Consider the following 25536-nt stretch of genomic DNA (forward strand, 5'->3'; position numbering starts at 1 on the left):
GACTGGCCACATGAATGATCAAGTCACCACACTGGGCTCTGCGGGCTACGGTGTCTCGCAGCAAGAGCGCAATCGCGTATTGCGCAACACCTACTGGCTGCTGGCCCTGAGTCTTCTCCCCACCGTGCTGGGCGCTTGGCTGGGCGTGGCCACGGGCATCACGCGCTCGCTGAGCGGCGGGTTGGGGCTCATCGTCTTCCTGGGCGGCGCCTTCGGCTTCATGTTCGCCATCGAGAAGACAAAGCACTCGGCAGCCGGCATTCCCGTGCTCCTGGGCTTCACGTTCTTCATGGGCCTGATGCTGTCGCGCATGATCGGCATGATCCTGGGCTTCAAGAACGGCTCCGAGCTGATCATGACCGCCTTTGCAGGCACGGCCGGCGTGTTCCTGGTCATGGCCTCGCTGGCCACGGTGATCAAGCGCGACCTGTCGGGCATGGGCAAGTTCCTGTTCGTCGGCGTGCTGGTGCTGTTCGTGGGCTCCATCATCAACGTCTTCATCGGCTCCACGGCCGGCATGATGGCGATCTCGGTGGCGGCCATCGGCATCTTCAGCGCCTACATGCTCTATGACCTCAAGCAGATCATGGACGGCGGCGAGACCAACTACATCAGCGCCACGCTGGCTCTGTACCTGGACCTGTTCAACGTGTTCCAGAGCCTGCTGGCCCTGCTGGGCATCATGGGCGGCGAACGCGACTGATGCCGCACGCGGAAGGCTTCGCCTTCCCTGCCGCACACCAAAGGCCTCCTTCGGGAGGCCTTTTGCATGTCCGGGATCATCATTTGTGCAAAGCGGACTCAACTTCTTCCAGGGCCTGCCGATAATCTCCTCAAGATGACCATGCCTAATCTTCCCCGCACCTTCGCCATCCTGCTGCTGCCCACGCTGCTCGCCGGCTGCAAGCTGGATGATATTCCGGGCCTGGGACCGGACCCCCGCACCGTCGCCAAGGAGGCCGAGGCCAAGGCCATCGGCGGGGCGTGCCGCCATGCCCTGCGCGGGCTGGAGGACTGCTACACGCTCAACCCCAAATCTTCCAAGGCCCTGGTGTTTGCAGGCTGGAAGGATATGGACGAATACATGCGCGCCAACAAGATGGAGGGCACGCCTTCGGTCCTGGGCCAAAGCGACCGCCGCCGCAGCGACAAGGACGAGGCGCCTGCCGAGCCGACCTCAGGCCGCAATCGCAGCTGACCCCTTTTGAGATCCGGATTTGAGATCTGGATCCGCCCGTCAAAAAGCCGTGGCCGCCCGAGGGCTCCACGGCTTTTTTCATGGCACGGGCAGCCAGGCCGTCAGTCTGCGCAGCGCTCGAACACCGCCATGCTCTCCACGTGGGCCGTGTGGGGGAACATGTTGACCACGCCTGCCGACACACAGCGATAGCCGGCCAAATGCACCAGAAGGCCGGCATCGCGCGCCAGCGTTGCGGGATTGCAGCTGACATAGACGATGCGCTCGGGAAAGCGCCAGGCCTCATGCCCTGCCGGCAGGGGCTCGGCGCCTTCGGCACCGATGCGCGCCTGGTGGATGTCGGCCAGGGCCTTGGACAGCGCAAACGCGCCTTCGCGCGGCGGATCGACCAGCCACTTGCCGGCCACGCCGTCGGCGAACAGCATCTCGGGCGTCATCTCGAACAGGTTGCGCGCCACAAAGCGCGTGGGCGCGAGCTTGTCGCCCTCTGCGCGCTGTGCGTTGTTGGCCGCGTAGTTTTCATGGGAGCGCTTGACCAGGGTATCGCTGCCCTCGATGCCCAGCACCTCGCGCGCCTGCGTGGCCAGGGGAAGGGTGAAGTTGCCCAGACCGCAGAACCAGTCGATCACGCGCTCGTCCTTCTTGACATCCAGCAGGCGCAGCGCGCGCGTGACCAGCACGCGGTTGATGTGCGGATTGACCTGGGTGAAGTCCGTGGGCTTGAACGGCATGGTGATGCCGAAATCGGGCAGGCCATAGTCGAGCTGGGCGCCTCCCTGCTCCATGAGGTGCACGGTGTCCGGGCCCTTGGGCTGCAGCCACCACTGCACGTTGTGCTCGACTGCGAAAGCGCGCAGCCGGGCCTGGTCGTCCTCGGACAGCGGCTCCAGATGGCGCAGCACCAGGGCCGTGACGGAGTCGCCGCAGGCAACCTCGATCTGCGGGCAGGTTTCGCGTGCATCCATGGAGGCGATCAGCGCGCGCATGGGCAGCAGCATGGCGTCCACATGGGGCGGCAGGATCTTGCAGGTCTCCATGTCGGCGATGTAGCGGCTCTTGCGCTCGTGAAAGCCCACCAGCACCTTGCCCTTCTTGGCCACATAGCGCACCGACAGGCGCGAGCGGAAACGGTAGGCCCAGGACGGACCTTCGATGGGGCGCAGCAGCGTCTCGGGCTTGACCTTGGCCAGATGCCAGAGATTGTCTTCCAGCACGCGCTGCTTGATGGCCACCTGGGCGCCCACGTGCAGATGCTGCATCTTGCAGCCGCCGCAGGCACCGGCGTGCAGACCGAAATTCGGGCAGCCGGGGCGCACGCGCTGGGAAGATTCGCGGTGGATGGCCGTCAGGCTGGCGGCTTCCCAGTTGTTTTTCTTGCGATGGGTGTTGGCGCTGACCAGTTCGGTAGGCAGGGCGCCGTCGATGAATACCACCTTGCCATCGCTCTTGCGGGCCACGCCCTGGGCGTCCATATCCATGGACAGCACCTGCAGCCAGCCTTCGGGCAGTGCAGGGGCGTCGATGTCGGCTTCGGGCAGGTTGTCGGGGATCTTGTTGTCGCGGGGTTCACTCATGGGGCACGATTGTCTCAGGCTCTCCCCTTGCCCTGTTGGCGGCTCCCCAAAAAAGCCCCCAACTCGCTTTTGCCTCTCAGGACCGCGGAGTGCTGCTGCGGCCCAGGTCCCGCTGCCGCTCCTGGCGCGCCCGGGCCAGTTGCTCGCGTTCGGCCAGCAGATTGATTTCGGTGATGCAGTTGAATTCGTCCAGCGTGAACACCATGGTGGCACCGCGCTCGATCTTGTCCACGGTCTGGTGCAGCGGCAAGGTCAGGTCCACCGGCGGGCGGTTGGAGCGGTAGATCAGTTCCTGCTCGGGCGTGTAGACGGAATAGCAGGCGGCAGACGCGGCCTGCGCCAGCGCGCAGGCGGCCAGCACGGTGATGGCACGCAGGTTTTGCACAGCAGTCATGGTGTTCCCCTCAAAACGGCGGCCCGCCTGTGTATGTACTGGGTGGCAGGCCAGGCTGCCCAGCATTATGGAGCAGCACATGCCGCGCCCCGCCAGGTGCCGCCTCCGCGCTGCAGACGGTTTTGATTTTTCAGCTTTCTCAAATTTCTCTCTTGACAGAAATTTCAGACCTGCAGACACTGAGGCCATGCAACTGAGTCCCATCGCACACCGTTTCATCCACCATTGGGGCGACATGGGCAGCTCCTGGGGGGTGAACCGCACGGTCGCCCAGATCCACGCCCTGCTGTTTTTCCATGGCCGCCCGCTCAACGCGGAAGAGATTGCCGACACGCTGGGCGCCGCTCGCTCCAACGTGAGCAACAGCCTCAAGGAACTGCAAGGCTGGGAGTTGATCCGCACCAGCCGCAGGCCCGGCGACCGCCGCGACTACTTCGAGACCTCGTCCGATGTCTGGGAGCTGCTGCGCACCATCGTGCGAGAGCGCAAGCAGCGCGAGTTCGACCCGACCTCGGAGATGCTGCGCGAACTGATCGCCGAGCCTGGCTTCGACGACGAATCCCCCGACACCCAGGACCGCGTGCACGAGACGCTGCGCCTCATGGAATCGCTGGGCATCTGGACCGATGAAATGCTGCGGCTGTCGCCCTCCACTCTGGACAAGCTGCTGCGCCTGGGCGCCAGCGTGCAGCGCTTCGTGCGCTCCGAGGCTGCTGACACCCGCGTCAAGCGCGGACGCCGAGCCTGAAATTTCCGTCACAAGAGAAACTGGAGGTCACCATGCGCATTCTGGTCTGCGGCGGCAACGGCTTCATCGGCCGCCATATCGTCAACCTGCTGGCCCTGGCCGGCCATGATCCCGTGGCGCGCAGCCGCCATTCCCTGCCTGCGCTCGACTACGCCAAGGCCACCACGCCCGAGGCCTGGCTGCCGCACCTGGCGGGCGTGGATGCCGTGGTCAATGCCGTGGGCGTGCTGCGCGACAGCGCCTCCCGGCCCATTGATGCCATGCACGCCCAGGCCCCCATCGCCCTGTTCGATGCCTGCGCGGCGGCCGGCGTGCGGCGCGTGGTGCAGATCTCTGCCCTGGGCATAGAAGGCAGTGCCACGCGCTACGCCACCACCAAGCGCGCCGCTGACGAGCATCTGCTGGCACTCACGGCAGCCGGACATCTGCAAGGCTGCGTGGTGCGCCCCAGCGTAGTGTTCGGCGCCGGCGGCGCCAGCAGCGAGATGTTCCTGTCCATGGCGCGTCTGCCGGCGCTGCTGCTGCCGCGCCCCGTGCTGCAGGCCCGCGTGCAGCCGGTGGCCGTGCGCGACCTGGCCGAGGTCGTGGCCGGCCTGGTGACGCGCCCCGAGCCCGTGGGCATGATCGAGATCGGCGGCCCCCTGCCCTTGCCGCTGGCCGCGCTGATTGCCAGCCTGCGCGCGCAAATGGGCCGCGCTCCGGCCCGCGTGGGCACCCTGCCCGGCTGGCTCACCCGCGCCAGCGCACGCGCTGGCGACTGGGTCAGCGCCTCACCCTGGTGCAGCGAGACACTGGCCATGCTGGCCAGCGACAACGTCACCGATCCGGCGGGATTGCAAGGCCTGCTGGGCCGGCCCGGCATTGCGCCCGCCCAGCTGCTGGCCACGCTGCGCCATGGGTGAACACCGCCTGCGCCAAGTGCCCCCTTCACAGCGCGCCATGCACTTGAGCCTGATCGCCGTCTGGCTGGGCACGGCCCTGGTCAGCGCCATAGAGCACCGCGGCCTGAGCGTGCAGGTGCTGGCCGATGCCGGCATCCACGATGCGCGCTGGCAGACATTCCTGATCTGGAGCGGCCTGCTCGCCGACCTGGCCGTGGGCCTGGCGCTGTGGCTGCAGCCCGGCCGCAAGAGCTATCTGGCGGCCTTGCTGCTGATGGCTGCCATGACCGTGCTGGCCACGGTGCTGCAGCCCACGCTGTGGCTGCATCCGCTGGGGCCGCTGCTCAAGAACCTGCCGATCGCAGCCATGCTGCTGCACCTGATGTCGGTGCCCATCACGTCCAAGGAGTCCGCATGAATCTCTACCTGTTGCTCAAGACGCTGCATATCGCGTCCAGCGTACTGCTGGTTGGCACCGGCCTGGGCTCGGCCTTCTACATGTTCTTCGCCAATCGCAGCGGCAGCGTCGCTGCCCAGGCCGTGGTCAGCCGCCTGGTGGTGCGTGCGGACTGGTGGTTCACCACGCCCTGCGTGGTCATACAGCCTGTGAGCGGCATTGCCCTGGCCCACATGGCAGGCTGGCCGTTGACCACGCCGTGGCTGGCACTGTCGCTGGGCCTGTACCTGCTGGCCGGCGCCTGCTGGCTGCCCGTGGTCTGGCTGCAGGTGCGCATGGCCGCCATGGCGCGCGGCGCGCACGCAGCGCAGGCCGCCCTGCCCGCGCTGTATGCCGTCTACGCCCGGCGCTGGGAGGCGCTGGGCTACCCGGCCTTCATCGCCATGGCCGTGACCTACTACCTCATGGTCAACAAGCCGATGCTCTGGGGCGGTTGAGCATCGGCAGTGCCTTCAGTGCCTGGCCTTAGAGCTTGGCCTCAGAGCTTGGCAATGGACACTTCGGTGGACTTGACCAGGGCCACCACGTCGGAGCCCACGACCAGGCCCAGCTCGTCCACCGAGCGCGTGGTGATCACCGAGGTGACCACGCCCCAGGGCGTTTGCACATCGACTTCGGAGACAACGTCGCCACGGATGATTTCGCGCACCTGGCCCTTGAACTGGTTGCGTACGTTGATGGCTTGAATGGACATGTTTTTCTCCTGGGGATCAAAAGGAATCAAAGGAAGGTTGGGGAAAACGGAAAGTCAGACGGCCCAGCGCAGGCCATGGGCCGGTACGCCGGGCCAGGCCGTGGTGTCGGTCAGCGGGTTGGATTCGGGCTCGGCGGCGGGCTTTTGCAGCACGCGGCCGAGGATGCGCTGCTCGATGGCCGCCAGCGCCACGCTGCCGTGCACGCGCGGCCGTGGCAGGGCGATGCGTTCATCCAGCGCAATGCGGCCGTCCTCGATCAGCACCACGCGGTCGGCCAGGGCCACGGCCTCCTGCACGTCATGCGTGACCAGCAGGGCCGTGAAGCCGTGGCGCTGCCACAGGCCTTCGATCAGGCGGTGCATCTCTATGCGGGTGAGCGCATCGAGCGCGCCCAGCGGCTCGTCCAGCAGCAGCAGCTGCGGGCGGTGCACCAGGGCGCGCGCCAGGGCCACGCGCTGGCGCTGGCCGCCGGACAGGCGCGCCGGCCATTCGCCCTCGCGGTCGGCCAGGCCGACCTGGGCCAGCACTTCGCGGCCACGCTCCTGGGCTGAGGCGGGCAGGCCCAGCGTCACATTGGCCAGCACGCGCCGCCAGGGCAGCAGGCGCGCGTCCTGGAACATGATGCGCGTGCCGCCCTGCGCGCCCTGCACGGCGCGGGCAGGCTCGCCGTCCAGCAGCAAGGTGCCGGCCGTGGCCTGCTCCAACCCAGCCACCAGGCGCAGCAAGGTGCTCTTGCCGCAGCCGCTGCGGCCCACGATGGCGACGAATTCGCCAGGCTCCACCTGCAGCTGCACTTCGTGCAGCACCTCGCGCTGGCCGTAGCGCTTGGTCAGCCCGCCGGCCTGCAGGCGCACGCCACGGCGTGGTGCGGATTGGGGGGATGCGGACTGCGGCGCATCGTCGTTCTGGGCCAGGCGGTCGCTGACGTCCAGGCCATCGGCATCGAACGAGGCCTCCCAGGCCATCGCTGGCGCGGTGGTGTTCAGCTCCACGGCCTGTGCCAGCGTGGTCTTCATGCGGTTCCATCGGCTCATGTCGTGCTCCTTGTGTCACTTGGGCTGGTAGCCCGGATGCCAGCGCAGCCACCAGTGCTCCAGCGCACGCGCAAACCAGTCGGCCAGCTTGCCCAGAAGGGCGTACAGCAGGATGCCGACCAGCACCACGTCGGTCTGCAGGAACTCGCGGGCATTCATGGTCAGGTAGCCGATGCCCGACTGCGCCGAAATGGTCTCGGCCACGATGAGGATCACCCACATCAGGCCCAGCGAAAAACGCAGGCCGACGAGGATGGAGGACAGCGCGCCCGGCAGGATGACCTCGCGGTACAGCTGCCAGCGCGTGAGGCCGTAGCTGCGCCCCATCTCGATCAGCGCGGGGTCCACATTGCGTATGCCGTGGAAGGTGTTCAGGTAGATGGGAAAGAACACCGAGACGCTGATCAGGAACAGCTTGGCGCTCTCGTCGATGCCGAACCACAGGATGACCAGCGGAATCAGCGCCAGCGCGGGGATGTTGCGCACCATCTGGATGGTGGAGTCCAGCAGCGTCTCCGCCCAGCGCAGCGAACCCGTGAGCAGGCCCAGCGCCAGCCCCAGCCCGCCGCCGATGGCCAGGCCGCCCAGCGCGCGGCCCGCGCTCACCTGCACATGCTTGAGCAGCTCTCCCGACTCGGCCAGCGCCTGCGCGGCGCGCAGCACATCCAACGGCGCGGGCAGCACCCGCGTGGACAGCCAGCCCCACGCCGAGGCGGCCTGCCAGACGGCGATCAGCGCCAGCGGCACCAGCCAGGGCACCAGGCGGCGGCCCACGCCGGCCGCAAAGCGCAGCAGCGGCGACCAGGAATCGCCGGCCGGGGGGGCCGAGGAGGCCGGCAGCGCAGTAACGGTACGTGCATCGGACATGCGTGACTCCCTCAGCTTTGCGACGCGCGCGGCGAGTACAGGTTGGCAACGGTCTCGCCCAGGGGCCCGCCCACGCCGCCAGCCAGCCTGTCGCGCACGGACAGCGGCAGCAGCGGGAAGACCAGCTCGGCAAAGCGGTAGGCCTCCTCCAGGTGCGGATAGCCGGACAGCACGAAGGTGTCTATGCCCAGGTCCGCGTACTCCTTGATGCGGTCGGCCACGGTCTGCGCATCGCCCACCAGGGCCGTGCCCGCGCCCCCGCGCACCAGGCCCACGCCGGCCCAGAGGTTGGGGCTGATCTCCAGCTCGGCCCGCGTGCGGCGGCTGCCGCCGGCATGCAGGGCGGCCATGCGGCGCTGGCCTTCCGAGTCCATGCGCGCGAAGGCGGCCTGGGCCTGGACCACGGTCTCGTCCTTGAGGCGGCTGATCAGGCGATCGGCATCGGCCCAGGCCTCGTCCTCGGTCTCGCGCACGATGACGTGCAGGCGGATGCCGAACTTCACGCTGCGGCCATGGCGCGCCGCCTTCTCGCGCACATCGGCAATCTTTTTGGCCACCTCGGCCGGGGGCTCGCCCCAGGTCAGGTAGGCATCGACCTGCTCGGCGGCCAGGTCGTGCGCGGCATCGGACGAACCGCCGAAGTACACGGGCGGATACGGCTTTTGCAGCGGCGGGAACAGCAGCTTGGCGCCCTTGACCGAGAGGTGTTCACCTTCGTAGTCGAGCGTGCCGCCCTCATGGCTGCGCTCAAGGATCTCACGCCAGATGCGGATGAACTCGGCCGATTGCTCGTAGCGCTGGGCATGGTCGAGGAAGACGCCGTCGCCCTCCAGCTCGGCGCGGTCGCCGCCCGTGACCAGGTTGATCAGCAGCCGCCCGCCCGACAGGCGGTCGAACGAGGCCGCCATGCGCGCCGCCAGGCTGGGCTGGTGCAGGCCGGGCCGCACGGCGACCAGGAACTTCAGGCGCTTGGTGACGGGAATCAAGCTGGAGGCGACGACCCAGGGGTCCTCGCAGGAGCGGCCCGTGGGAATCAGCACGCCCTCGTAGCCCAGGCTGTCGGCCGCGATGGCGACCTGCTTGACATAGTCGTGGCTGAGCGGGCGGGCGCCCTCGGCCGTGCCAAGGTAGCGGCTGTCGCCGTGGGTGGGAATGAACCAGAAAACCTGCATGCGCTGCTCCAGTCAGGGGACGGAATCGAGGAAGGAAATCAAAGGGCGGAAGAAGGGCGTGCCGCCGCAGGCTCGGCCAGCCGCGCGTACTCGGCCGCCGAGGGCCGCCAGACGATGTCGGCCACCTGTACCTGGCGTGGAATCAGGCCCAGCCGAAAAAACGCATCGGCCACGCGCTGCTGGTCCACCACGGTCTGCGCAGCCAGCAGGCCCACGGGGGAGCTGGGCCGGCGCGCAATGAAGCGGCTGACCACCGCCGCATCCAGGCCGCTGAAGCCGGCCACCAGGGCCACGGCCTCCTGGCGTGCGCTCTGGGCCAGGCGATCGGCGCGCGTGAGCTCGTCGAACAGCGCGCGCAGCACCTGCGGATGGCGCTCCACCAGTCCGCGCGCGGCCAGGTAGAACGAGGCGTTGCCCGACAGGCCTTCGCCATTGGCCAGCACGCGCGGGCGAATCGCCAGCTCGGTGGCCGCGTAGAACGGGTCCCAGATGGCCCAGGCGTCCACGCTCTTGCGCTCGAAGGCGGCGCGCGCATCGGCCGGGGCCAGGTACACGGGCTGGATCTCGTTCCAGGCCAGGCCCGCCTTGTCCAGCGCACGCACCAGCAGGTAATGGGCGCTGGAGCCTTTTTGCAGCGCCACGCGCTGGCCCTTGAGGTCGGCCAGGGCGCGCAGCGGCGAGTCCGACGGCACGAGAATCGCCGAGCTTTCGGGCTTGGGCGGCTCGGCGCCCACGTACAGCAGGTCGCGGCCCGCGGCTTGGGCAAAGACCGGGGGTGAATCGCCGGTCAGGCCGAAATCCAGGCTGCCTGCGGCCAGGGCCTCCAGCAGCTGGGGACCGGCCGGAAACTCCAGCCAGCTGACCTTGGTGCCCGCAAAGCGCTTTTCCAGCACGCCCTGTTGCTTGAGGATGACCAGGTTGACGGCCGACTTCTGGTAGCCGATGCGCAACTGCTCGGGCCCGGCCACGGCGGCCGGCGTCTCGGCGCGTGCGTACTGGCCGGCCAGGCTCCAGCTGAAGGCGGTGGTGCCCAGCAGTTGCAGGGCCTGGCGGCGCACGCGGTCCAGGCGGGGCTTCTTGGAATTGGCATTCATGGTGCGGACTCCTTGCAGTGGGCTCAGGGGCGCGACGCGATCAGGTCCACGGGCGCGGCATGCAGCAGGTTGAGCTTGCGGGGGATGAGCTTGAGCTCGAAGAAGGTGTCGGCGATCTGCTGCTGCTCGGCCAGGATCTCGCGCGTCACGGACGAGGTGCCGAAGCGGGCACGGCTCAGGTACAGCTCGGTGATGGACTTGTCCAGGCCCAGGATGCTGGACAGCTCGGCGGCCGCCGCCGTCTGGTTCTTCGAGGCCCAGCGGTCAATCCCATCGACCTCTTCGATGGCAATGCGCAGCACATCGGCATTGCGCGTGGCGAAATCGCGCGAGGTGAAGTAGTAGGCGCGGTTGTTGACCACGCCCGTGGCATCGGCCAGCAGGCGGGCGTCCAGCGTCTTTTGCGCGGCAGCCAGGAAGGGGTCCCAGATCAGCCAGGCATCGACGGAGCCGCGCTCGAAGGCGGCGCGCGCATCGGCCGGCGCCAGGAAGACGGACTGCACATCGCCGTACTTCAGGCCGTGCTTTTCCAGCAGCTTGACCAGGAAGTACTGCACGTTCGAGCCCTTGTTGTAGGCCACGCGCTTGCCCTTGAGGTCCTGCACGCTGCGGATGGGCGAATCCTTGGGCACGATCACCGCCTCCAGCCCGGGGCGCGGCACGGTGGCGCCCGCATAGACCAGGGGTGCGCCTGCGGCCTGCGCAAAGATGGGAGGGGCCTCGCCCACATCGCCGAAGTCGATGGAGCCCACGTTCAGCGCCTCCAACTGCACGGGGCCGGCGTTGAACTCGATCCAGCGCACGGATACGCCCAGCGGCGCCAGCCGCTTTTCCAGCGTGCCCCGGCTCTTCAGGATGGACAGCCAGCCCTTTTGGTGGCCCACGCGCAGCACGCGGTCACCCGCCTTGTCCTGGGCCAGGGCCGGGCCGCCCACCGTGGCGACTGCTGCGGCAAGACCCGCGCCCAGCAGTTGGCGTCGGCGCCAGTTGGCTGTGTGTCGGGGGAAAGAATCGAACGAGACCATGACGGACATCCTTGGAAGAGTGGTGCGTGGTGCGTGGCGCAGGCAAAGCGCTGCCCATGCATGCGCGCGGCATGCAGCCAGAAAACAAAAAAAGGGAAGGCGGAGCAAGGGGCAGCCGCCTGCAGGACCAGGCCTGCAGACGCGCCGCACGGAGTCGTCAGGTGCTACATCGCCGGCTGGCGAAGGCCATGGTCTCGAAGCGAGGAAAAGAGCTGGATGCCACCACGCCTGCCTTGCCTGCCACTCCTGCCTTGTGCATCCGCACGCCTGCCTGCGTCGTGCGGCGCGCGGCCTGCAAAGAGTGGCGGGAGGTCAGGAAGATGGACATGGCGGATCGTGGGGGTTGGCAGGGGTCTGGGAAAGCGGGTGAATCAGTGGGTAGGCGCCGGCCGGGCCGGCGCGCCGCACTCACTTCTTGGTGTAGATCTGGTCGAAGCTGCCGCCGTCGGCAAAGTGGTCCTTGTCGGCCTTGGCCCAGCCGCCGAAGGCCTGGTCGATGGTGACCAGCTCCAGCTTGGGGAACTTGTCCGCAAACTCGGCCTTGACCTTGGCATCCGTGGGACGGTAGTAGTTGCGGCCGGCGATGCGCTGGCCTTCCTCGGAGTACAGGTACTTCAGGTACTCCTCGGCCACGGCGCGTGTGCCCTTCTTGTCCACGACCTTGTCGACCACGGCCACCGAAGGCTCGGCCAGGATGGACAGCGAAGGCACGACGATCTGGAACTTCTCGGGACCGAACTCCTTGAGTGCCAGGAAGGCCTCGTTCTCCCAGGCCAGCAGCACATCGCCCACGCCGCGCTGCACGAAGGTGATGGTGGCGCCGCGCGCGCCGGTGTCCAGCACGGGCACGTTCTTGAACAGCTTGCCGATGAAGTCCTTGGCCTGTGCGTCGCCGCCGTACTTGCGCTTGGCGAATTCCCAGGCGGCCAGGTAGTTCCAGCGCGCACCGCCGCTGGTCTTGGGGTTGGGCGTGATCACCTGCACGCCGGGCTTGACCAGGTCGTCCCAGTCCTTGAGGTTCTTGGGATTGCCCTTCTTCACCAGGAAGACGATGGTGGAGCTGTAGGGCGCCGAGTTGTGCGGCAGGCGCTTTTGCCAGTCGGCCTTGAGCAGGTTGCCGTTCTTGACCAGGGCGTCGATGTCGCCGGCCAGCGCCAGCGTGGCCACGTCGGCGTCGATGCCGTCGATGATGGAACGCGCCTGCTTGCCCGAGCCGCCATGCGACTGCTTGACGCTCACGTCCTGGCCGCTCTTGGCCTTCCAGTGCTTGGCGAAGGCCTGGTTGTATTCCACGTACAGCTCGCGCGTCGGATCGTAGGAGACATTGAGCAGTTGCACCGACTGGGCCAACGCCGGCAGAGCCGACAGGGTCAAGCCCGCGATCAGGCCGGCGGCGACAGGAAACTTGATAAAGTGGCGGCGAATTTTCATTGGAGTGTCGGTAGAGAGTGGAGACGACGGTCTGGTGCCGTGGAAAGCATTCTCAAAGTCAACTCTTAAAACTCAAACCAATAAGATTTCAGTTTGTTATTCCCAAAACATCTGAATCTCCACAAGACAAGGACTCAATTCCCCATGGCACGTACCGTTCACTGCATCAAGCTTGGCGTTGACGCTGAAGGCCTGGATTTCCCGCCCTACCCCGGCGAGCTGGGCAAGCGCATTTTTGAAGGCGTGAGCAAGCAGGCCTGGGCCGACTGGCTCAAGCACCAGACGATGCTGGTCAACGAAAACCGCCTGAACCTGGCCGACGCCCGCGCCCGCCAGTACCTGGCCCGCCAGATGGAAAACCACTTCTTCGGCGGCGGCGCCGATGCGGCGGCCGGCTACGTGCCTCCTACGGCCTGAGCCGCTTCGCGCCCTTTCACCGCCCCCGTCGCACCGCGCCGGGGGCGGTTTCATTTGCGGTGCCGCAAACGGCCGCCGCCCAGAGACCGCCTACAATGCCCGCCTTCTTGCGCTGGACGGCGCAGTGGCCGCACACCCTGCGGCGCGGGCCGGTCTTCACCCGAGGTTTTCCGTGCTTCCATCCGTCTCCCTGCTGGAATCGTTCCAGGCATCGCAGTTCACCGTCATGCTGGTGATCTACCTCGTGGCCATCACGGCCGAAGCCATGTCGGGCGCGCTGGCGGCGGGCCGGCGCAACATGGACATCTTCGGCGTGGCCGTGATCGCCTTCGTCACCGCGCTGGGCGGCGGCACCATCCGCGACATGGTGCTGGGCCACTACCCCATCGGCTGGACGCAGCACCCTGAATATGTCTACCTGGTCATCTCGGCCGGGCTGCTGACCATCGTCGTGGCACGCCACATGCACCATCTCAAGCAGGTCTTTCTGCTGCTGGACGCCATGGGGCTGATCGCCTTCTCGCTGATCGGCTGCAACGTGGCGCTGGAGCTTGGCTACCCGCCCGTGGTGGTGGTGATGTCGGGCATGCTGACCGGCATCAGCGGCGGCATTCTGCGCGACGTGCTGTGCAACCAGGTGCCGGTCGTCTTCCGGCGCGAGCTGTACGCCAGCGTGTCGCTGGCCGTGTGCCTGCTGTTCCTGGGACTGCGCACGCTGGAAGTGGGCTCCAACCTCAGCACCGTCGTCTGCTTTGCCGGCGGACTCACGCTGCGCCTGGCTGCCATCCGCTTCAAGTGGCGGCTGCCCGTGTTCTCCTACCAGCAGCGCTGGGAGGAGTAGTTCTGCCCCTTGCCCATGTCCGAACCCATTGACTGGCTGCCCGATGGCACGCCCTACAGCCCGCGCTTCGGCGACCGCTACCACAGCGAACTCGGCGGCCTGGACCAGGCCCGCCATGTCTTTCTGGGCGGCTGCGGCCTGCCGGCGGCCTGGGCCGATGCGCCGCAATGGCGCATCCTGGAGACCGGTTTCGGGTTCGGGCTGAATTTCCTCGTGGCCTGGGAAGCCTGGAAGGCCGATCCCCGGCGCCCGAGGCTGCTGCATTTCGTCTCGGCCGAGGCCTTTCCCGTCAGTGCCGACGCCATGCGCCAGGCCATGCCGCGCGAGCCAGGATTGCGCCTGCTGGCCGAGGAGCTGGCCACCCGGTTCCAGGGCCTGCTGCCCGGCGTGCACCGCCTCGCCTTCGAGCAGGGCCGCGTGCTGCTGACGCTGTACATCGGTGATGCCCAGGCCATGCTGAGGCGCCAGCAGCTGACGGCCGACAGCATCTACCTGGACGGCTTCACGCCGGAACTCAACCCCGACCTCTGGAGTGCCGATACCCTGCGCGCGCTGGCGCGCCATTGCCGGCGCGGTACGCAGCTGTCCACCTGGTGCGTGGCGCGCACGGTGCGCGATGGCCTGGCCCAGCACGGCTTTCAGGTCCGCAAGGTGGATGGCGTGCGCCCCAAGCGCCACAACCTGCATGCCGTGTTTGACCCGGCCTGGCAACCGCGTGGGCCGCGCGGGCCGCGCGGGCCGCGTGCACAGCCGCAGGAAGCCATCACCCCACGGCGCTGCATGGTGCTAGGTGCAGGCATCGCCGGTGCGGCCGCCGCCGCCAGCCTGTCGCGCCGTGGCTGGCAGGTCACCGTGCTGGATGCTGCCGAGGCGCCTGCAGCAGGCGCCTCGGCCCTGCCCGCGGGCCTGTTCTGCCCCCATGTCTCGCCCGATGACAGCCTGCTGTCCCGCCTGAGCCGCGACGGCGCACGCCTGACCCTGGCGCAGCTGCAAATGCTCTCCGGCCAGGGCCTGCTGCAACCGGGCACGGACTGGTGCGATACCGGCGTGCTGGAGCACGGCGTGGAAGCCGCCCCGCGGCTGCCGCGCGACTGGCAATCCCCCGGCCCTGGCGACCACTGGAGCCGGCCCGCAAGCGCCGATCAACTCTCGGCGGCCGGCCTGCCCGCCGACGCCCCGGCCTGCTGGCATGCGCAGGCCGGCTGGGTGCGCCCGGCGCGGCTGGTGCAGGCGCAGCTGGCGCTGCCCGGCGTGCGCTGGCAGGGCCGCGCCTGCGTGGCGCGTCTTGCATGCACCGACACAGCCGGTGGCGCGCCCGTCTGGCAGGCCCTGGATGCACAGGGCAATCTGCTGGCCGAGGCTGAACTGGTCGTTCTCGCACTGGGCCCCGCAACCAATACGCTGCTGGAGCGCAGCCTGGGTGCGCAGGCCACCTGGCCGCTGCAGCCCATACGCGGCCAGGTCAGCTGGGATGTGCACACCCCAGCCAGCGCACAGGCCATGCCGCCCTTTCCCGTCAACGGCCATGGCAACCTGGTGCCTGCCATGCCGCTGCCCGGCGATGCAGCCGGGCCAGGCTGGGTCATGGGATCGACCTTCGAGCGCGACGAGACCGTGCTGCCGCCAAGTCCCGAAGACCAGGCCGCCGCCCATGCAGCCAATGGCGCCAAGCTGGCGCAGCTGCTGCCACGTGCCTACCAGGGCCTGCAAGGCTTCTTCGACGCGCCACCGCGCGCCACCTGGGGCGCCGTGCGCGTGGCCTCGCCAGACCGGCTGCCCGTGGTCGGACCGGTGTCCGATCAGGCTCCCGGCCTGTGGGCGCTGACGGCCATGGGCTCGCGCGGGCTCACCCTGTCGCTGCTGTGCGGCGAACTGCTGGCAGCACGCCTGCACGACGAACCGCTGCCCCTGGATGCCAGGCTGGCGGCTGCCCTGGCCAGCGAACGCCTGGGCCGCAGGCGCTGAGCCGTTGAACCGCCCGGCCGCTGGACGGCCGGGCATTCACACAACGGCCTGAAAGAAAACCCGAGTCTTCCCGCAGACGGTTTTTTGTCACTCGTTATGTTTGCTAGTGCATATCGCTAGAATCCGGAACCTGTTTTCAAAAGGAAACAACCAGCCGCTCCCCGCGTTCAACCACACAAGAACCTGAAACCGTGACCCGCCAGCCCCGCTCCTGCGCTCCCGCATCTTCACCCGCCCTCTGCTCACCCTCGTTCCGCCTTCGCTCCGCACTGACACAAGCCCTGCTGCTCGCAGGCCTGGCCGCCAGCACGCAGGCGCAAGCCCAGGTCGAGGCCCAATCGGGTGCACCTGCAGCACCGGCTTCGCAGACCTTCCAGCTGGGCACGGTCGATGTGCACGGTGCGCGTGATGAGGCAGAGGCCATATCCGGCGATGAACAGCGACTGGGCGCCGCCGAGATGCGCCAGCGCAATGCCGACACCGTGGCCGACGCCGTGCGCCTGCTGCCGGGCGCCACGCTGTCGCGCAACAATCGCAACGAGGAAATGATTTACCTGCGCGGCTTCGATCCGCGCCAGGTGCCGGTCTTCGTGGACGGCGTGCCGCTGTACGTGCCCTATGACGGCTATGTGGACTTCGGCCGCTTCACCACCTTCGACCTGTCCGAGATCCGCGTGGCCAAGGCCGGCGCCTCGCTGATGTATGGCCCCAATACGCTGGGCGGCGCCATCAACCTGGTCACGCGCAAGCCCGTCAAATCGTTCGAGGGCGATGCGCGCATCGGCGCAGGCGCAGGCGGCGAACGCAAGGCCGCCGTGAACCTGGGCGGCAACCTGGGCACCTGGTACTACCAGCTGGGCGCCTCCTACCTGGACGCGGACAGTTTTCCGCTGCCCAAGGGCTTCAAGGACTTCAAGAAGCAGCCCACCGACACGGGCAACTACCGCGACAACGCCTACCGCACGGACAAGCGGCTGTCGTTCAAGCTGGGCCTGACGCCCAATGCCACGGACGAATACGCGCTGGGCTATGTGCGCCAGGAAGGCGAGAAGGGCAACCCCGTGTATACCGGCAGCGCCACGGGCAAGAACGTCATCCGCTACTGGCGCTGGCCCTACTGGGACAAGGACAGCGTGTACTTTCTGAGCACCACGCGCATCAATGCCGACAACCTGCTCAAGACACGCATCTACCACGACACCTACCAAAACGGCCTGGACATGTACACGGACGCGAGCTACTCGCGCCATGACCCCACCAGCAGCTACAAGGACGTGAGCCAGGGCGCCAGCGTCGAGTGGGCCAACTACAGTTTCAAGGGCCATGCGCTGCGCCTGGGCGCGCACTACAAGATCGACGAGCACACCGACGCTGCCTCGGCCAAGGACCCCAGCAAGCACTACCGCGACGTGACGCGCTCCCTGGTGATCGAGGACACGATCTCCCTGGCCGAGCGCTGGAGCCTGAACCTGGCGCTCAGCCACGACCAGCGCGATGCGCGCGAGGTCTACCAGTGGCCCACGGGCTCCGCCAGCGCCACCAATGGCGTGGCCAAGCTCGGCTATGCGCTGGGCGGCGGCAGCGAGGCGTATTTCATCGCCTCGCACAAGACGCGCTTTCCCACCATCAAGGACCGCTACTCGGCACGCATGGGCACGGCCCTGGCCAACCCCGACCTGCAGCCCGAGACGGCCAACCACTTGGAGCTGGGCGTCAGCGGCTCGCCCTGGCAGGGCGGCCAGGGCCTGGCCGCGCTGTTCTACAGCCGCGTGCGCAACCAGATCCAGACCGTGGTCGTGGCCTCGGCCGAATGCGGCGGCACCACCTGCAACCAGGCGCAGAACGTGGGGCGCACGCGCAACATCGGCATGGAGCTGTCCCTGGCCCAGCAACTGTCCGCGCAATGGGGCGTGAACGCCGGCTACACCTATCTGAACCGCCGCAACACCAGCGACTCCAGCATCACGCTGACCAACACGCCGCGCCACCGCCTGCTGGCCGGTGTCCAGTGGCGTCCGCTGGCGCAGTGGGAATTCAATGCCGAGGTCGAGACCGAGAAGGGCCGCTACGTGCCGCTGTCGGGCAGCGGCCAGCTGCAGACGCTCAAGCTGCCCGGCTACGGCATTGCCAACCTGCGCGCACGCTACAAGCCGCGCAGCGACATCACCGTGGACTTCGGCGTGGCCAATATCGGCGACAAGTGGTACCAGTTCGATGACGGCCTGCCCATGCCGGGCCGCAGCTGGTATGTCAACCTGGGCTATCGCTTCTGAAACCGGGTCGGAGACTGTGCCCGTGCCCGATTTCATGGAACCGATCTGCCACGCTCGCCGCCGCCTGCTGGGCGCCCTGCCCGCGCTGGCAGCCCTGAGCGGCTGCGCCAGCCTGCCGGCAGAAGCTGTCAGCGTCGACGTGGCCGTGGTCGGCGGCCTGTCGTTGTGCGGTGTGTGGCCGCGCCTGGCCGACGCGGCGGGCCGCAGCCTGGGCCTGTCCGTGCGCACCGCCGTTGCCGCGCCCAAGGAGGGCGTGATCCCCGCCATGGCCCAGGGCCGCGCCCAGCTGCTGCTCATCCACGCCAGCGACGAAGCCATGTCGCTGGAGGCTGCCGGCCTGGCATCGGCCGCGCGGGTCTGGGGCTGGAACGAGCATGTGTTCGCCGGCCCAGCGCATGATCCGGCCGGGGTGCGTAGTGCGGCCGATGGGGTGCAGGCCATGCGCCGCATCGTTGCCAGCGGCTCGCCCTTCATCGCGCTGCGCGACCCCGGCAGCTATACCGTGGTCCAGCGGCTGTGGCGCCGCGCCGGCATACGGCCGGACGCCCGCTGGCTGCGCGCCGATACCGGGCCGCGCCCCCAGGCCGTGCTGCAGTTGGCGGCCGAGCTCCAGGCCTATGCCGTGGTTGGCCATATCCCGCTGCATTTCGGCAAGATGGGCGCGCCCGGCATCGAGCTGCTGCTGCACGGCGACCCGCTGATGCGCCGGCCCTATGTGCTGCTCACGCCCGGGCCGCGCCATCCGGCCGACGCTGGCCAGCGCCGCAGCGCGCAACGGCTGGCCGAGCATCTGCTGTCCGCACCGGGCCAGCAGGAACTGGCGCTGGCCAATGTGGCAGCCGGAGGTCCCTGGATCTTCGGGCGCGACAGCATGCCCCTGGTCAACGACACCGGCGGCGGCCAGGAGTAAAAACCTGCCTGGATTCCACAAGCACCGCATGCCATGAACTCACCTGCCACCCTGCCCCTGGCCGCCCTGGTCCATCCCGACGACGAGCATGCAATGGAGCTGCTGCTCGAACGCGTGGCACGCCGCCTGCAAGGCGCGGGCTGGCGCGTGGGCGGGCTGGTGCATCGCCAGGACCGCTATGCCAACGGCAACAAGCGCATGCAGCTGTTCGACCTGCGCAGTGACCGCCAATTCGAGCTATCCCAGGACCTGGGCTGCGCCTCGCGCGCCTGCAGTCTCAACCCCCAGGCCCTGGCCCAGGCCAGCGCCGTGCTGCGCCAGGCGCTGGACGATGGCGTGGATCTGGTGGTGATCAACCGCTTCGGCATCGTCGAGGCCTCGGGCCAGGGCTTTGCCGCCGAATTCGCGGCCTTTGTCGAGGCCGGCACGCCCGTGCTCACGGCCGTCGCGGCCCGCCATCTTGAAGACTGGCGCAGGTACACCGGCAGCCTGCATGCCGAGCTGGCAGCCGATGAGGTGCAGATAGAGCAATGGTGCCAGGCACAGCTTGAGCGCCGTGGCCGCGCCAGCCCCATCCCCTGACTTTCATGACCGATCTTCTGTTCACCCGCCGCCGCTGGCTGGGCCAGGCCATGGCGGCACTGGCCTCATCGGCTCTTGTTCCCGGCCATGCCCAGACCACGACCATTGCCGCGCGCATAGGCCAGATACCGGACGCGACCAAACTGCGCCGGGTGTTTGCTGCCGGCCCGCCCGCAGGCGTGCTGGTGGCCACGCTGGCACCGCACAAGCTGCTGGGCTGGCCCCAGCAGCTGGACGATGTCTCGCGCGCCTATCTGGGGCCCACACTGCAGGCGCTGCCGCATCTGGGCCGCCTGTCCGGGCGCGGCAGCACCATGCCGCTGGAGTCGCTGCTGAAGCTGCAGCCCGACCTGGTGCTGGACGCCGGCACGGCCGATGCCACCTACATCTCGGCCACCGAGCGGCTGGCGCGCCAGACCGGCCTGCCCTGCGTGCTGATCCAGGGCTCGCTGGCCGACCACGCACGCCAGTTGCGCGAGGTTGGCGCCTTGCTGGGCGAGGCCGCACGTGGCGAAACCCTGGCCCGCCATGCCGATGCCGTGGCGGCGCTGGCTCAGCGTGCCACCCAGGGCCTGGCACCGGCCGAGCGCCCGCGCGTGTACTTCGCGCGCAGCGCCAACGGCCTGGAAACGGGGCTGGCGGGCTCCATCAATGTGGAAGCCGTCGAATATGCGGGCGGGCGCAATGTGGCCGCCGATGCAGGGCGTGGCGGGCTCACGCGCGTGTCCATGGAGCAGATCCTGGCCTGGGACCCGCAGGTCATCGTCACGCAGGAACCCGGCCTTGCCGAGCGCATGCGCCAGGACCCGCTGTGGCGCGGCTTGGCCGCCGTGCGCTCGGGCCGCGTGCACTGCGCGCCGGTCTGGCCCTTCGGCTGGCTGGATGGTCCGCCCGGCGTCAACCGGCTGATCGGTGTGCGCTGGCTGCTGGAAAAACTCCACCCACAGGCGCCGGCCCTGCAGGGACTGCCGCCGTTGGAACGCGAGGTGCGCGACTTCTACCGCCTGTTCTATGGCGCCGACCTGTCGCCCGCAGCGCTGGGCAGGCTGATGGAGACTGCGCGTTGATGCTTGCCACAGGCCGCCGCATGGGTTGGGTGCTCGCGCTGGCCTTGCTGGCCGCCGTGCTGCTGTGGGCGCTGGCGGTGGGTCAGTTCTCCATCGCGCCGCAGCAGCTGTGGCAGTCGCTGCTGGCGCGCGCCACGGGCACGGCGTCCCCCTTGTCCGCCAGCGCCGAGACCGTGCTCTGGAACATCCGCCTGCCACGCATCGCCGCAGGCCTGGCCGTGGGCGCCACGCTGGCGGCGGCAGGCGCAGCCTACCAGGGCATGTTCCGCAACCCGCTGGTCTCGCCCGACATCCTGGGCGTCTCGGCCGGTGCCGGCCTGGGCGCGGTGCTGGGCATCTTCCTGGGCTGGTCCATGGCGGCCGTTCAGGCCCTGGCCTGTGGTGGCGGGCTGGCCGCAGTGGCCGTGGTGGTGACCATCAGCGCCAGCGTGCGCCGGCATGACCCGGTGCTGGTTCTGGTGCTGGCCGGCATTGCGCTGGGCGCGCTGCTGGGCGCGGGCATCGCACTGGTCAAGACGCTGGCCGACCCCAATACGCAGCTGCCATCCATCACCTTCTGGCTCATGGGCGGCCTGAGCGCCGTGACCCTGCCCGAGCTGGGTGCCACGGCACCCGTGATGCTGTGCGCCCTGCTGCCCCTGATGCTGCTGCGCTGGCGCATCAACCTGCTGGGCCTGCCCGACGAGGAGGCGCTGGCCCTGGGCGTGCCCGTGGCACGCCTGCGCCTGCTGCTGGTGGCCTGTGCCACGCTGGGCACGGCGGCGGCCGTGTCGCTGGCCGGCATCGTCGGCTGGGTGGGGCTGGTGGTGCCGCATGTGGCGCGCCTGCTGGTCGGCCCCAATTTCGTGCGCCTGCTGCCGGCCTCGGCGCTGCTGGGCGCGGGCTTCGTGGTTGCGGCCGACACGCTGGCGCGCAGCGCGGCACGCATCGAGCTGCCGCTGGGCATTCTCACGGCCCTGGTCGGCGCGCCCTTCTTTCTTTACCTGCTGTCGCGCACGGGGCGCAATGACTGAAGTGCAGGCCCCACCCGTGCTGCAGACGCTGGCCCTGGCCACGGGCCATGGGCGCCGGCGCGTCAGCCAGGGGCTGGACCTGGCCATCACCGCAGGCGAGGTGCTGTGCCTGCTGGGCCCCAACGGCTGCGGCAAGACCACGCTGTTCCGCACCGTGCTGGGCCTGCTGGCGCCGCTGGCCGGCGAGGTGCGCGTGCAGGGCCAGCCCGTGCACAGCTGGCCGCGAGCCGAGTTTGCGCGGCGCGTGGGCTATGTGCCCCAGGCGCAGGCCGGCGTCTTCGGCTTCGAAGCGCTGGACATGGTGCTCATGGGCCGTGCCGCGCGCCTGCCTGCGCTGGCCCGGCCTTCAAGTGCCGACCGTGCCCTGGCGCTGGGCTGCCTGGAGCAGTTGGGCATCGCCCATCTGGCGCTGCGCCCCTACACCGAGCTGAGCGGCGGCGAGCGCCAGCTGGTGCTGATCGCACGCGCCCTGGCCCAGGAGCCCGCGCTGCTGGTCATGGACGAGCCCACGGCCAGCCTGGACTTCGGCAACCAGATCCGCGTGCTGGACCAGATTGCCGCGCTGCGTGCACGCGGCATGGCCGTGCTGCTGTCCACCCACCAGCCCGAGCATGCGCTGCAGGTGGCCGACCGCATCGCCCTGCTGGGCCGCGGCGGCCTGCAGGCCTGCGGTGCGGCGGCGCAAGTGGCGACACCGGCCGCGCTGGCTGCGCTCTATGGGGTGAGCGAGGCGGCGGTGGCGGCGCGGCTGCCGGCAATCCCTAAGGTCTGGGCGGGCGCCACTTCCAGCACGGCGGCGGCGTCAAGGGCCGGCCTGCATCCTTGAGCAAGCGCTGCAGCAATTGCTGCTCGCTGTGGATGGAAGGATCGGCCAGCAGCCGGGCAAACTGGGCTCCTCCGTCCTGCATGCCGAGCGGGGCGGACGCTTGCATCAGCCACTCCAACTGGCGGCGCCGGGCCTGGGCCGCGGCGCGCTCGGTCGGGGTTTTGGCCAGCCGGCGTTGAATCGCCAGCCCAAAGCCCTCGTCCAGCACGGTCGATGAGCGCTGCGTCAGCAGGTGGGCTACATGCAGGCAGTCGGCCTCGCGCGCCGGGGTTTTGCCCATCGCTTCGGGTTTGCAGGCATCCAGCAGCGCCTTGTAGCCCGTCAAGGGAAAGGCTGTCCAGATACCTATTGCAGTGATCACCGCGCCTTCCTCGAGCCGGTAGTTCGGACTGCCACCCAGCGCCTGCAGCTCCTGTGCCGTGGGCGGATGGCGCAGCAAAGCGGACTGCATCCAGCGCACGCCGTCATACATGTGCAGGTCCGCATAGCGGCTTTCGCGCGCTGCAACCAGCAGTTCCTGCGGTCCCAGCGCCTGCTGCATCAGCGCAGAGAAATTGCTGGGCTCCAGCGCCAGCCAGCGGCGAGCAGCCTCGGAGCGCACTTCGCCTTCGTCCTCAGGGGCCTTGGAGGCCAGCAGTTGATAGGCCAGCGCATCCTGCCCTGCCCGCTCCAGCGCGTCCTGGCGCCAGCCCTCGGCCTGGCTGACAGCGCTTTTGTCGCGGGGCGACAGATTGATCAGGATGGCCGCAAAGGCCAGATCGCGCCCGCTGCCGGAACCGGCCAACTGCGCCGCCACGCGATGCAGATACGCATCCCAGGCTGATTCCTGTGCGGATTCGTCGGGTTCAGGCGTGTCAGCTGTGTGCGCTGCTGACAACGGGGACGGCGGCGGTGCCGGCTTCTGGGCCTGCGCCTGAGCAGCAGTTGCCAATGCCAAGGCCAGCCCGATGGCGGCACAACGGTTTCGCATTCTGAAATCCTCCCTCTGGCCGGAAAGCATATCGGCCGCCCATGCGTTTGACATGCCCAGCCCCACAAAGCCTGCTGCCATTCACTTATATCCATATCCACATACTTGCAGGACAAAACAATCGTTTGCTTCTATAAGGCCATTGCTTACATTTCCGTCCATGCAGGGTTCTGCGCGCGTTTCCCGCAAGTGCCTCGGTGCCACGCAATGAACCCCTGCACCGCCGCCACTGGCGGCAGTCGAAGACCCCACATCCGAAGCGCCATGTACCAATACACCGAATTCGACAAACAGTTCATCCGCCTGCGCGCCGAGCAGTTCCGTGACCAGCTCGAACGCTGGCAGGCCGGCAAGCTCTCGGAGGATGAGTTCAAGCCCCTGCGCCTGCAAAACGGCTGGTATGTGCAGCGCTACGCGCCCATGCTGCGCGTGGCCGTGCCCTACGGCGAACTGTCCAGCGCCCAGTTGCGCGTTCTGGCCCGCGTGGCCCGCGAGTACGACCAGCCCGACGCCGCCCTGCTGGCCGAGGCCCGCGCCACCCAGGACCGGCTGGGCGACATCCCGCTGCACGACGGCCGCCGCATCGGCTCCGACCTGAAGTTCGGCTACGGCCACTTCACCACGCGCACCAACGTCCAATACAACTGGATTCCGCTGTCCAAGGCCGCCGACGTGATGGACCTGCTGGCCAGCGTCAACCTGCACGGCATCCAGACCAGCGGCAACTGCATCCGCAACATCAACAGCGACGCGCTGGCGGGCATTGCCATCGACGAGATCGCCGACCCCCGCCCCTTCACCGAAATCCTGCGCCAGTGGAGCACGCTGCACCCCGAGTTCAGCTTCCTGCCGCGCAAGTTCAAGGTCTCCATCAGCGGCGCCGAGGAAGACCGCGCCGCGCTGGGCTGGTACGACGTGGGCCTGCAGTTGCTCAAGAACGAGGCTGGCGAGCTGGGCTTCAAGGTGCGCGTGGGCGGCGGCATGGGCCGCACGCCCACCATCAGCCCAGTGCTGCGCGAGTTCCTGCCCTGGAACCAGCTGATGAACTACCTGGAAGCCGTGATCCGCGTCTACAACCGCTACGGCCGCCGCGACAACGCCTGGAAGGCGCGCATCAAGATCCTCGTGAAGTCCGAGGGCCAGAACTTCATCGACCAAGTCGATGAGGAATTCCGCCAGATCGTCGAGGTCGAGGGTGGTCCCCACACCATCACGCAAGCCGAGTACGACCGCGTGGCCGCCAATTTCCGCGAGCCCGAGCTGGACCTGTCGCCCGCCAATGCCGAGGCCGAGACCCTGGCCCTGCTGCGCACGGCCGCCGAGGAAGACAAGGACTTCGGCCGCTGGCTGATCAGCAACGTGCGCCCGCACCGCCACCCGCAACTGCGCGCCGTGCTGCTGTCGTTCAAGCGCCTGGGCTACGCGCCCGGCGACGCCACGGCCGACCAGATGGATGCCGCCGCCGCGCTGGCCGACCAGTTCTCGGCCGGCGAGATGCGCGTCACCCACGAGCAGAACCTGCTGCTGCCCTGGGTGCGCCGCGACCAGTTGCCCCAGCTGTACAAGGCGGCCAAGGCCCTGGGCCTGGCCAAGCCCAACATCGGCCTGCTGACCGACATGATCGCCTGCCCTGGCGGCGACTTCTGCTCGCTGGCCAATGCACGCTCCCTGCCCATTGCCGAGGCCATCACCGAGCGCTACCAGGATCTGGACGAGCTGTGGGACCTGGGCGAGATCGACCTGCACATCAGCGGCTGCATCAACAGCTGCGGCCACCACCACAGCGGCCACATCGGCATCCTGGGCGTGGACAAGGACGGCAAGGAGTGGTACCAGATCACGCTGGGCGGCGCCGACGGCTCCCACCTGTCCGGTCCGGCCACGCCCGGCAAGATCATCGGCCCCTCGTTCAGCGCCGCCGAAGTGCCCGGCGTGATCGAAGCCCTGCTGGCCACCTACCGTGAGCAGCGCCAAAGCGAAGGCGGCCGTTTCGAGACCTTCATCGCCACCGTGCGCCGCGTGGGCATCGACCCGTTCAAGGCCGCCGGCAATGCCGCCCGCCACCCCGCCAAGCACACCGAGGAGGCGGCCGCCTGACCCCA

General features: G+C 68.4%; 27 protein-coding genes. 16 read left to right on the top strand and 11 right to left on the bottom strand.

Annotated elements, in window-relative coordinates:
* Window positions 1–10: 10 nt before the first annotated feature.
* Entirely contained in the window at window positions 11–703 is a 693-nt protein-coding gene (locus BO996_RS21345) for a Bax inhibitor-1/YccA family protein (RefSeq protein WP_012206426.1), read from the top strand.
* 66 nt (window positions 704–769) lie between these two features.
* Entirely contained in the window at window positions 770–1198 is a 429-nt protein-coding gene (locus BO996_RS21350) for a hypothetical protein (protein WP_012206427.1), read from the top strand.
* A 101-nt stretch (window positions 1199–1299) separates the two neighbouring features.
* Here the strand turns inward: BO996_RS21350 and rlmD are convergent, their stop codons facing one another.
* Window positions 1300–2772: a 23S rRNA (uracil(1939)-C(5))-methyltransferase RlmD gene (gene rlmD, locus BO996_RS21355; protein WP_034395354.1), complete on the bottom strand. Its 1473-nt coding sequence runs from the start codon at window positions 2770–2772 to the stop codon at window positions 1300–1302.
* A 76-nt stretch (window positions 2773–2848) separates the two neighbouring features.
* Window positions 2849–3166, bottom strand: coding sequence for a hypothetical protein (locus tag BO996_RS21360; RefSeq protein WP_013801667.1), 318 nt, complete (start codon window positions 3164–3166; stop codon window positions 2849–2851).
* 187 nt (window positions 3167–3353) lie between these two features.
* On the opposite strand from BO996_RS21360, the gene BO996_RS21365 reads away from it, so the two are divergent.
* From BO996_RS21365 to BO996_RS21380, 4 genes are read left to right on the top strand one after another with little or no spacing between them, the layout of a single operon-like run.
* Window positions 3354–3914 (top strand): GbsR/MarR family transcriptional regulator, encoded by a 561-nt coding sequence (locus BO996_RS21365; protein ID WP_034395350.1) that lies wholly within the window; start codon window positions 3354–3356, stop codon window positions 3912–3914.
* 32 nt (window positions 3915–3946) lie between these two features.
* Window positions 3947–4816 (top strand): NAD-dependent epimerase/dehydratase family protein, encoded by an 870-nt coding sequence (locus BO996_RS21370; RefSeq protein WP_071956353.1) that lies wholly within the window; start codon window positions 3947–3949, stop codon window positions 4814–4816.
* Complete coding sequence (locus BO996_RS21375) at window positions 4809–5213, top strand: DoxX-like family protein (protein WP_071956354.1); 405 nt, start codon at window positions 4809–4811, stop codon at window positions 5211–5213. Before BO996_RS21370 ends, BO996_RS21375 begins: the two co-directional genes overlap by 8 nt.
* The gene (locus BO996_RS21380; protein ID WP_012206433.1) at window positions 5210–5689 is read left to right on the top strand and encodes a DUF2269 family protein; all 480 of its coding nucleotides are present in this window, start codon (window positions 5210–5212) and stop codon (window positions 5687–5689) included. The genes BO996_RS21375 and BO996_RS21380 overlap by 4 nt, the downstream gene beginning before the upstream one ends.
* Window positions 5690–5730: 41 nt before the next feature.
* Here BO996_RS21380 and BO996_RS21385 read toward each other — a convergent pair whose 3' ends face one another.
* The 8 genes from BO996_RS21385 to BO996_RS21415 all read right to left on the bottom strand — a co-directional run bounded on the left by BO996_RS21385 (window position 5731) and on the right by BO996_RS21415 (window position 12570).
* Window positions 5731–5946 carry a TOBE domain-containing protein gene (locus tag BO996_RS21385; RefSeq protein ID WP_012206434.1) on the bottom strand — a complete coding sequence of 72 codons (216 nt, stop codon included), beginning with the start codon at window positions 5944–5946 and terminating at the stop codon, window positions 5731–5733.
* A gap of 54 nt (window positions 5947–6000) precedes the next feature.
* Window positions 6001–6981: an ATP-binding cassette domain-containing protein gene (locus tag BO996_RS21390; protein ID WP_071956355.1), complete on the bottom strand. Its 981-nt coding sequence runs from the start codon at window positions 6979–6981 to the stop codon at window positions 6001–6003.
* A 15-nt stretch (window positions 6982–6996) separates the two neighbouring features.
* The gene (gene ssuC, locus BO996_RS21395) at window positions 6997–7848 is read right to left on the bottom strand and encodes an aliphatic sulfonate ABC transporter permease SsuC (protein ID WP_034395338.1); all 852 of its coding nucleotides are present in this window, start codon (window positions 7846–7848) and stop codon (window positions 6997–6999) included.
* A gap of 11 nt (window positions 7849–7859) precedes the next feature.
* Complete coding sequence (ssuD, locus tag BO996_RS21400) at window positions 7860–9020, bottom strand: FMNH2-dependent alkanesulfonate monooxygenase (protein ID WP_071956356.1); 1161 nt, start codon at window positions 9018–9020, stop codon at window positions 7860–7862.
* A gap of 38 nt (window positions 9021–9058) precedes the next feature.
* Window positions 9059–10114 carry an aliphatic sulfonate ABC transporter substrate-binding protein gene (locus BO996_RS21405; protein ID WP_071956357.1) on the bottom strand — a complete coding sequence of 352 codons (1056 nt, stop codon included), beginning with the start codon at window positions 10112–10114 and terminating at the stop codon, window positions 9059–9061.
* Between the two features lie 23 nt (window positions 10115–10137).
* Window positions 10138–11139, bottom strand: coding sequence for a sulfonate ABC transporter substrate-binding protein (locus BO996_RS21410; RefSeq protein WP_016448337.1), 1002 nt, complete (start codon window positions 11137–11139; stop codon window positions 10138–10140).
* Window positions 11140–11296: 157 nt separating this feature from the next.
* A complete protein-coding gene (locus BO996_RS29295; RefSeq protein ID WP_156897997.1) occupies window positions 11297–11467 on the bottom strand; it encodes a hypothetical protein in 171 nt (56 codons plus the stop codon).
* An 80-nt stretch (window positions 11468–11547) separates the two neighbouring features.
* Entirely contained in the window at window positions 11548–12570 is a 1023-nt protein-coding gene (locus BO996_RS21415; RefSeq protein ID WP_013801660.1) for a sulfate ABC transporter substrate-binding protein, read from the bottom strand.
* 144 nt (window positions 12571–12714) lie between these two features.
* Between BO996_RS21415 and BO996_RS21420 the strand changes: the two genes are divergently transcribed.
* The 9 genes from BO996_RS21420 to BO996_RS21460 all read left to right on the top strand — a co-directional run bounded on the left by BO996_RS21420 (window position 12715) and on the right by BO996_RS21460 (window position 22464).
* Entirely contained in the window at window positions 12715–12987 is a 273-nt protein-coding gene (locus BO996_RS21420; RefSeq protein WP_012206441.1) for an oxidative damage protection protein, read from the top strand.
* Between the two features lie 172 nt (window positions 12988–13159).
* On the top strand, window positions 13160–13828 hold the full coding sequence (locus tag BO996_RS21425; RefSeq protein WP_012206442.1) for a trimeric intracellular cation channel family protein: 669 nt from the start codon (window positions 13160–13162) through the stop codon (window positions 13826–13828).
* 15 nt (window positions 13829–13843) lie between these two features.
* On the top strand, window positions 13844–15793 hold the full coding sequence (mnmC, locus tag BO996_RS21430; RefSeq protein ID WP_071956358.1) for an FAD-dependent 5-carboxymethylaminomethyl-2-thiouridine(34) oxidoreductase MnmC: 1950 nt from the start codon (window positions 13844–13846) through the stop codon (window positions 15791–15793).
* Window positions 15794–15984: 191 nt separating this feature from the next.
* Window positions 15985–18066: a TonB-dependent receptor plug domain-containing protein gene (locus BO996_RS21435; RefSeq protein WP_071956359.1), complete on the top strand. Its 2082-nt coding sequence runs from the start codon at window positions 15985–15987 to the stop codon at window positions 18064–18066.
* A 22-nt stretch (window positions 18067–18088) separates the two neighbouring features.
* Window positions 18089–18976: a tungsten ABC transporter permease gene (locus tag BO996_RS21440; protein WP_232240397.1), complete on the top strand. Its 888-nt coding sequence runs from the start codon at window positions 18089–18091 to the stop codon at window positions 18974–18976.
* A gap of 33 nt (window positions 18977–19009) precedes the next feature.
* Entirely contained in the window at window positions 19010–19558 is a 549-nt protein-coding gene (locus BO996_RS21445) for a DUF2478 domain-containing protein (protein WP_071956360.1), read from the top strand.
* A 5-nt stretch (window positions 19559–19563) separates the two neighbouring features.
* Window positions 19564–20625 (top strand): iron ABC transporter substrate-binding protein, encoded by a 1062-nt coding sequence (locus BO996_RS21450; RefSeq protein WP_071956361.1) that lies wholly within the window; start codon window positions 19564–19566, stop codon window positions 20623–20625.
* Window positions 20625–21638: a FecCD family ABC transporter permease gene (locus tag BO996_RS21455; protein ID WP_071956362.1), complete on the top strand. Its 1014-nt coding sequence runs from the start codon at window positions 20625–20627 to the stop codon at window positions 21636–21638. The genes BO996_RS21450 and BO996_RS21455 overlap by 1 nt, the downstream gene beginning before the upstream one ends.
* Window positions 21631–22464 (top strand): ABC transporter ATP-binding protein, encoded by an 834-nt coding sequence (locus BO996_RS21460; protein ID WP_046985783.1) that lies wholly within the window; start codon window positions 21631–21633, stop codon window positions 22462–22464. Before BO996_RS21455 ends, BO996_RS21460 begins: the two co-directional genes overlap by 8 nt.
* On the opposite strand, the gene BO996_RS21465 is transcribed toward BO996_RS21460, so the two are convergent.
* On the bottom strand, window positions 22400–23500 hold the full coding sequence (locus BO996_RS21465) for a hypothetical protein (RefSeq protein WP_232240398.1): 1101 nt from the start codon (window positions 23498–23500) through the stop codon (window positions 22400–22402). The two genes, BO996_RS21460 and BO996_RS21465, sit on opposite strands and share 65 nt — an antisense overlap.
* A 198-nt stretch (window positions 23501–23698) precedes the next feature.
* Between BO996_RS21465 and BO996_RS21470 the strand changes: the two genes are divergently transcribed.
* Window positions 23699–25531, top strand: a complete 1833-nt coding sequence (locus BO996_RS21470; RefSeq protein WP_013801649.1) for a nitrite/sulfite reductase — start codon at window positions 23699–23701, stop codon at window positions 25529–25531.
* Window positions 25532–25536: the final 5 nt, after the last annotated feature.

The sequence above is a fragment of the Delftia sp. HK171 genome (genome assembly GCF_001886655.1).
Taxonomy (GTDB): domain Bacteria; phylum Pseudomonadota; class Gammaproteobacteria; order Burkholderiales; family Burkholderiaceae_C; genus Comamonas; species Comamonas acidovorans.

Coding starts and splice junctions, on each gene's coding strand:
- BO996_RS21420 (WP_012206441.1), top strand. CDS start 12,715: ATGGCACGTACCGTTCACTGCATCAAGCTTGGCGTTGACGCTGAAGGC.
- BO996_RS21455 (WP_071956362.1), top strand. CDS start 20,625: ATGCTTGCCACAGGCCGCCGCATGGGTTGGGTGCTCGCGCTGGCCTTG.
- BO996_RS29295 (WP_156897997.1), bottom strand. CDS start 11,467: ATGTCCATCTTCCTGACCTCCCGCCACTCTTTGCAGGCCGCGCGCCGC.
- BO996_RS21470 (WP_013801649.1), top strand. CDS start 23,699: ATGTACCAATACACCGAATTCGACAAACAGTTCATCCGCCTGCGCGCC.
- BO996_RS21390 (WP_071956355.1), bottom strand. CDS start 6,981: ATGAGCCGATGGAACCGCATGAAGACCACGCTGGCACAGGCCGTGGAG.
- BO996_RS21445 (WP_071956360.1), top strand. CDS start 19,010: ATGAACTCACCTGCCACCCTGCCCCTGGCCGCCCTGGTCCATCCCGAC.
- BO996_RS21380 (WP_012206433.1), top strand. CDS start 5,210: ATGAATCTCTACCTGTTGCTCAAGACGCTGCATATCGCGTCCAGCGTA.
- BO996_RS21460 (WP_046985783.1), top strand. CDS start 21,631: ATGACTGAAGTGCAGGCCCCACCCGTGCTGCAGACGCTGGCCCTGGCC.
- rlmD (WP_034395354.1), bottom strand. CDS start 2,772: ATGAGTGAACCCCGCGACAACAAGATCCCCGACAACCTGCCCGAAGCC.
- BO996_RS21365 (WP_034395350.1), top strand. CDS start 3,354: ATGCAACTGAGTCCCATCGCACACCGTTTCATCCACCATTGGGGCGAC.
- ssuD (WP_071956356.1), bottom strand. CDS start 9,020: ATGCAGGTTTTCTGGTTCATTCCCACCCACGGCGACAGCCGCTACCTT.
- BO996_RS21385 (WP_012206434.1), bottom strand. CDS start 5,946: ATGTCCATTCAAGCCATCAACGTACGCAACCAGTTCAAGGGCCAGGTG.
- BO996_RS21370 (WP_071956353.1), top strand. CDS start 3,947: ATGCGCATTCTGGTCTGCGGCGGCAACGGCTTCATCGGCCGCCATATC.
- BO996_RS21410 (WP_016448337.1), bottom strand. CDS start 11,139: ATGGTCTCGTTCGATTCTTTCCCCCGACACACAGCCAACTGGCGCCGA.
- BO996_RS21450 (WP_071956361.1), top strand. CDS start 19,564: ATGACCGATCTTCTGTTCACCCGCCGCCGCTGGCTGGGCCAGGCCATG.
- BO996_RS21345 (WP_012206426.1), top strand. CDS start 11: ATGAATGATCAAGTCACCACACTGGGCTCTGCGGGCTACGGTGTCTCG.
- BO996_RS21405 (WP_071956357.1), bottom strand. CDS start 10,114: ATGAATGCCAATTCCAAGAAGCCCCGCCTGGACCGCGTGCGCCGCCAG.
- ssuC (WP_034395338.1), bottom strand. CDS start 7,848: ATGTCCGATGCACGTACCGTTACTGCGCTGCCGGCCTCCTCGGCCCCC.
- BO996_RS21350 (WP_012206427.1), top strand. CDS start 770: ATGTCCGGGATCATCATTTGTGCAAAGCGGACTCAACTTCTTCCAGGG.
- BO996_RS21415 (WP_013801660.1), bottom strand. CDS start 12,570: ATGAAAATTCGCCGCCACTTTATCAAGTTTCCTGTCGCCGCCGGCCTG.
- mnmC (WP_071956358.1), top strand. CDS start 13,844: ATGTCCGAACCCATTGACTGGCTGCCCGATGGCACGCCCTACAGCCCG.
- BO996_RS21360 (WP_013801667.1), bottom strand. CDS start 3,166: ATGACTGCTGTGCAAAACCTGCGTGCCATCACCGTGCTGGCCGCCTGC.
- BO996_RS21375 (WP_071956354.1), top strand. CDS start 4,809: ATGGGTGAACACCGCCTGCGCCAAGTGCCCCCTTCACAGCGCGCCATG.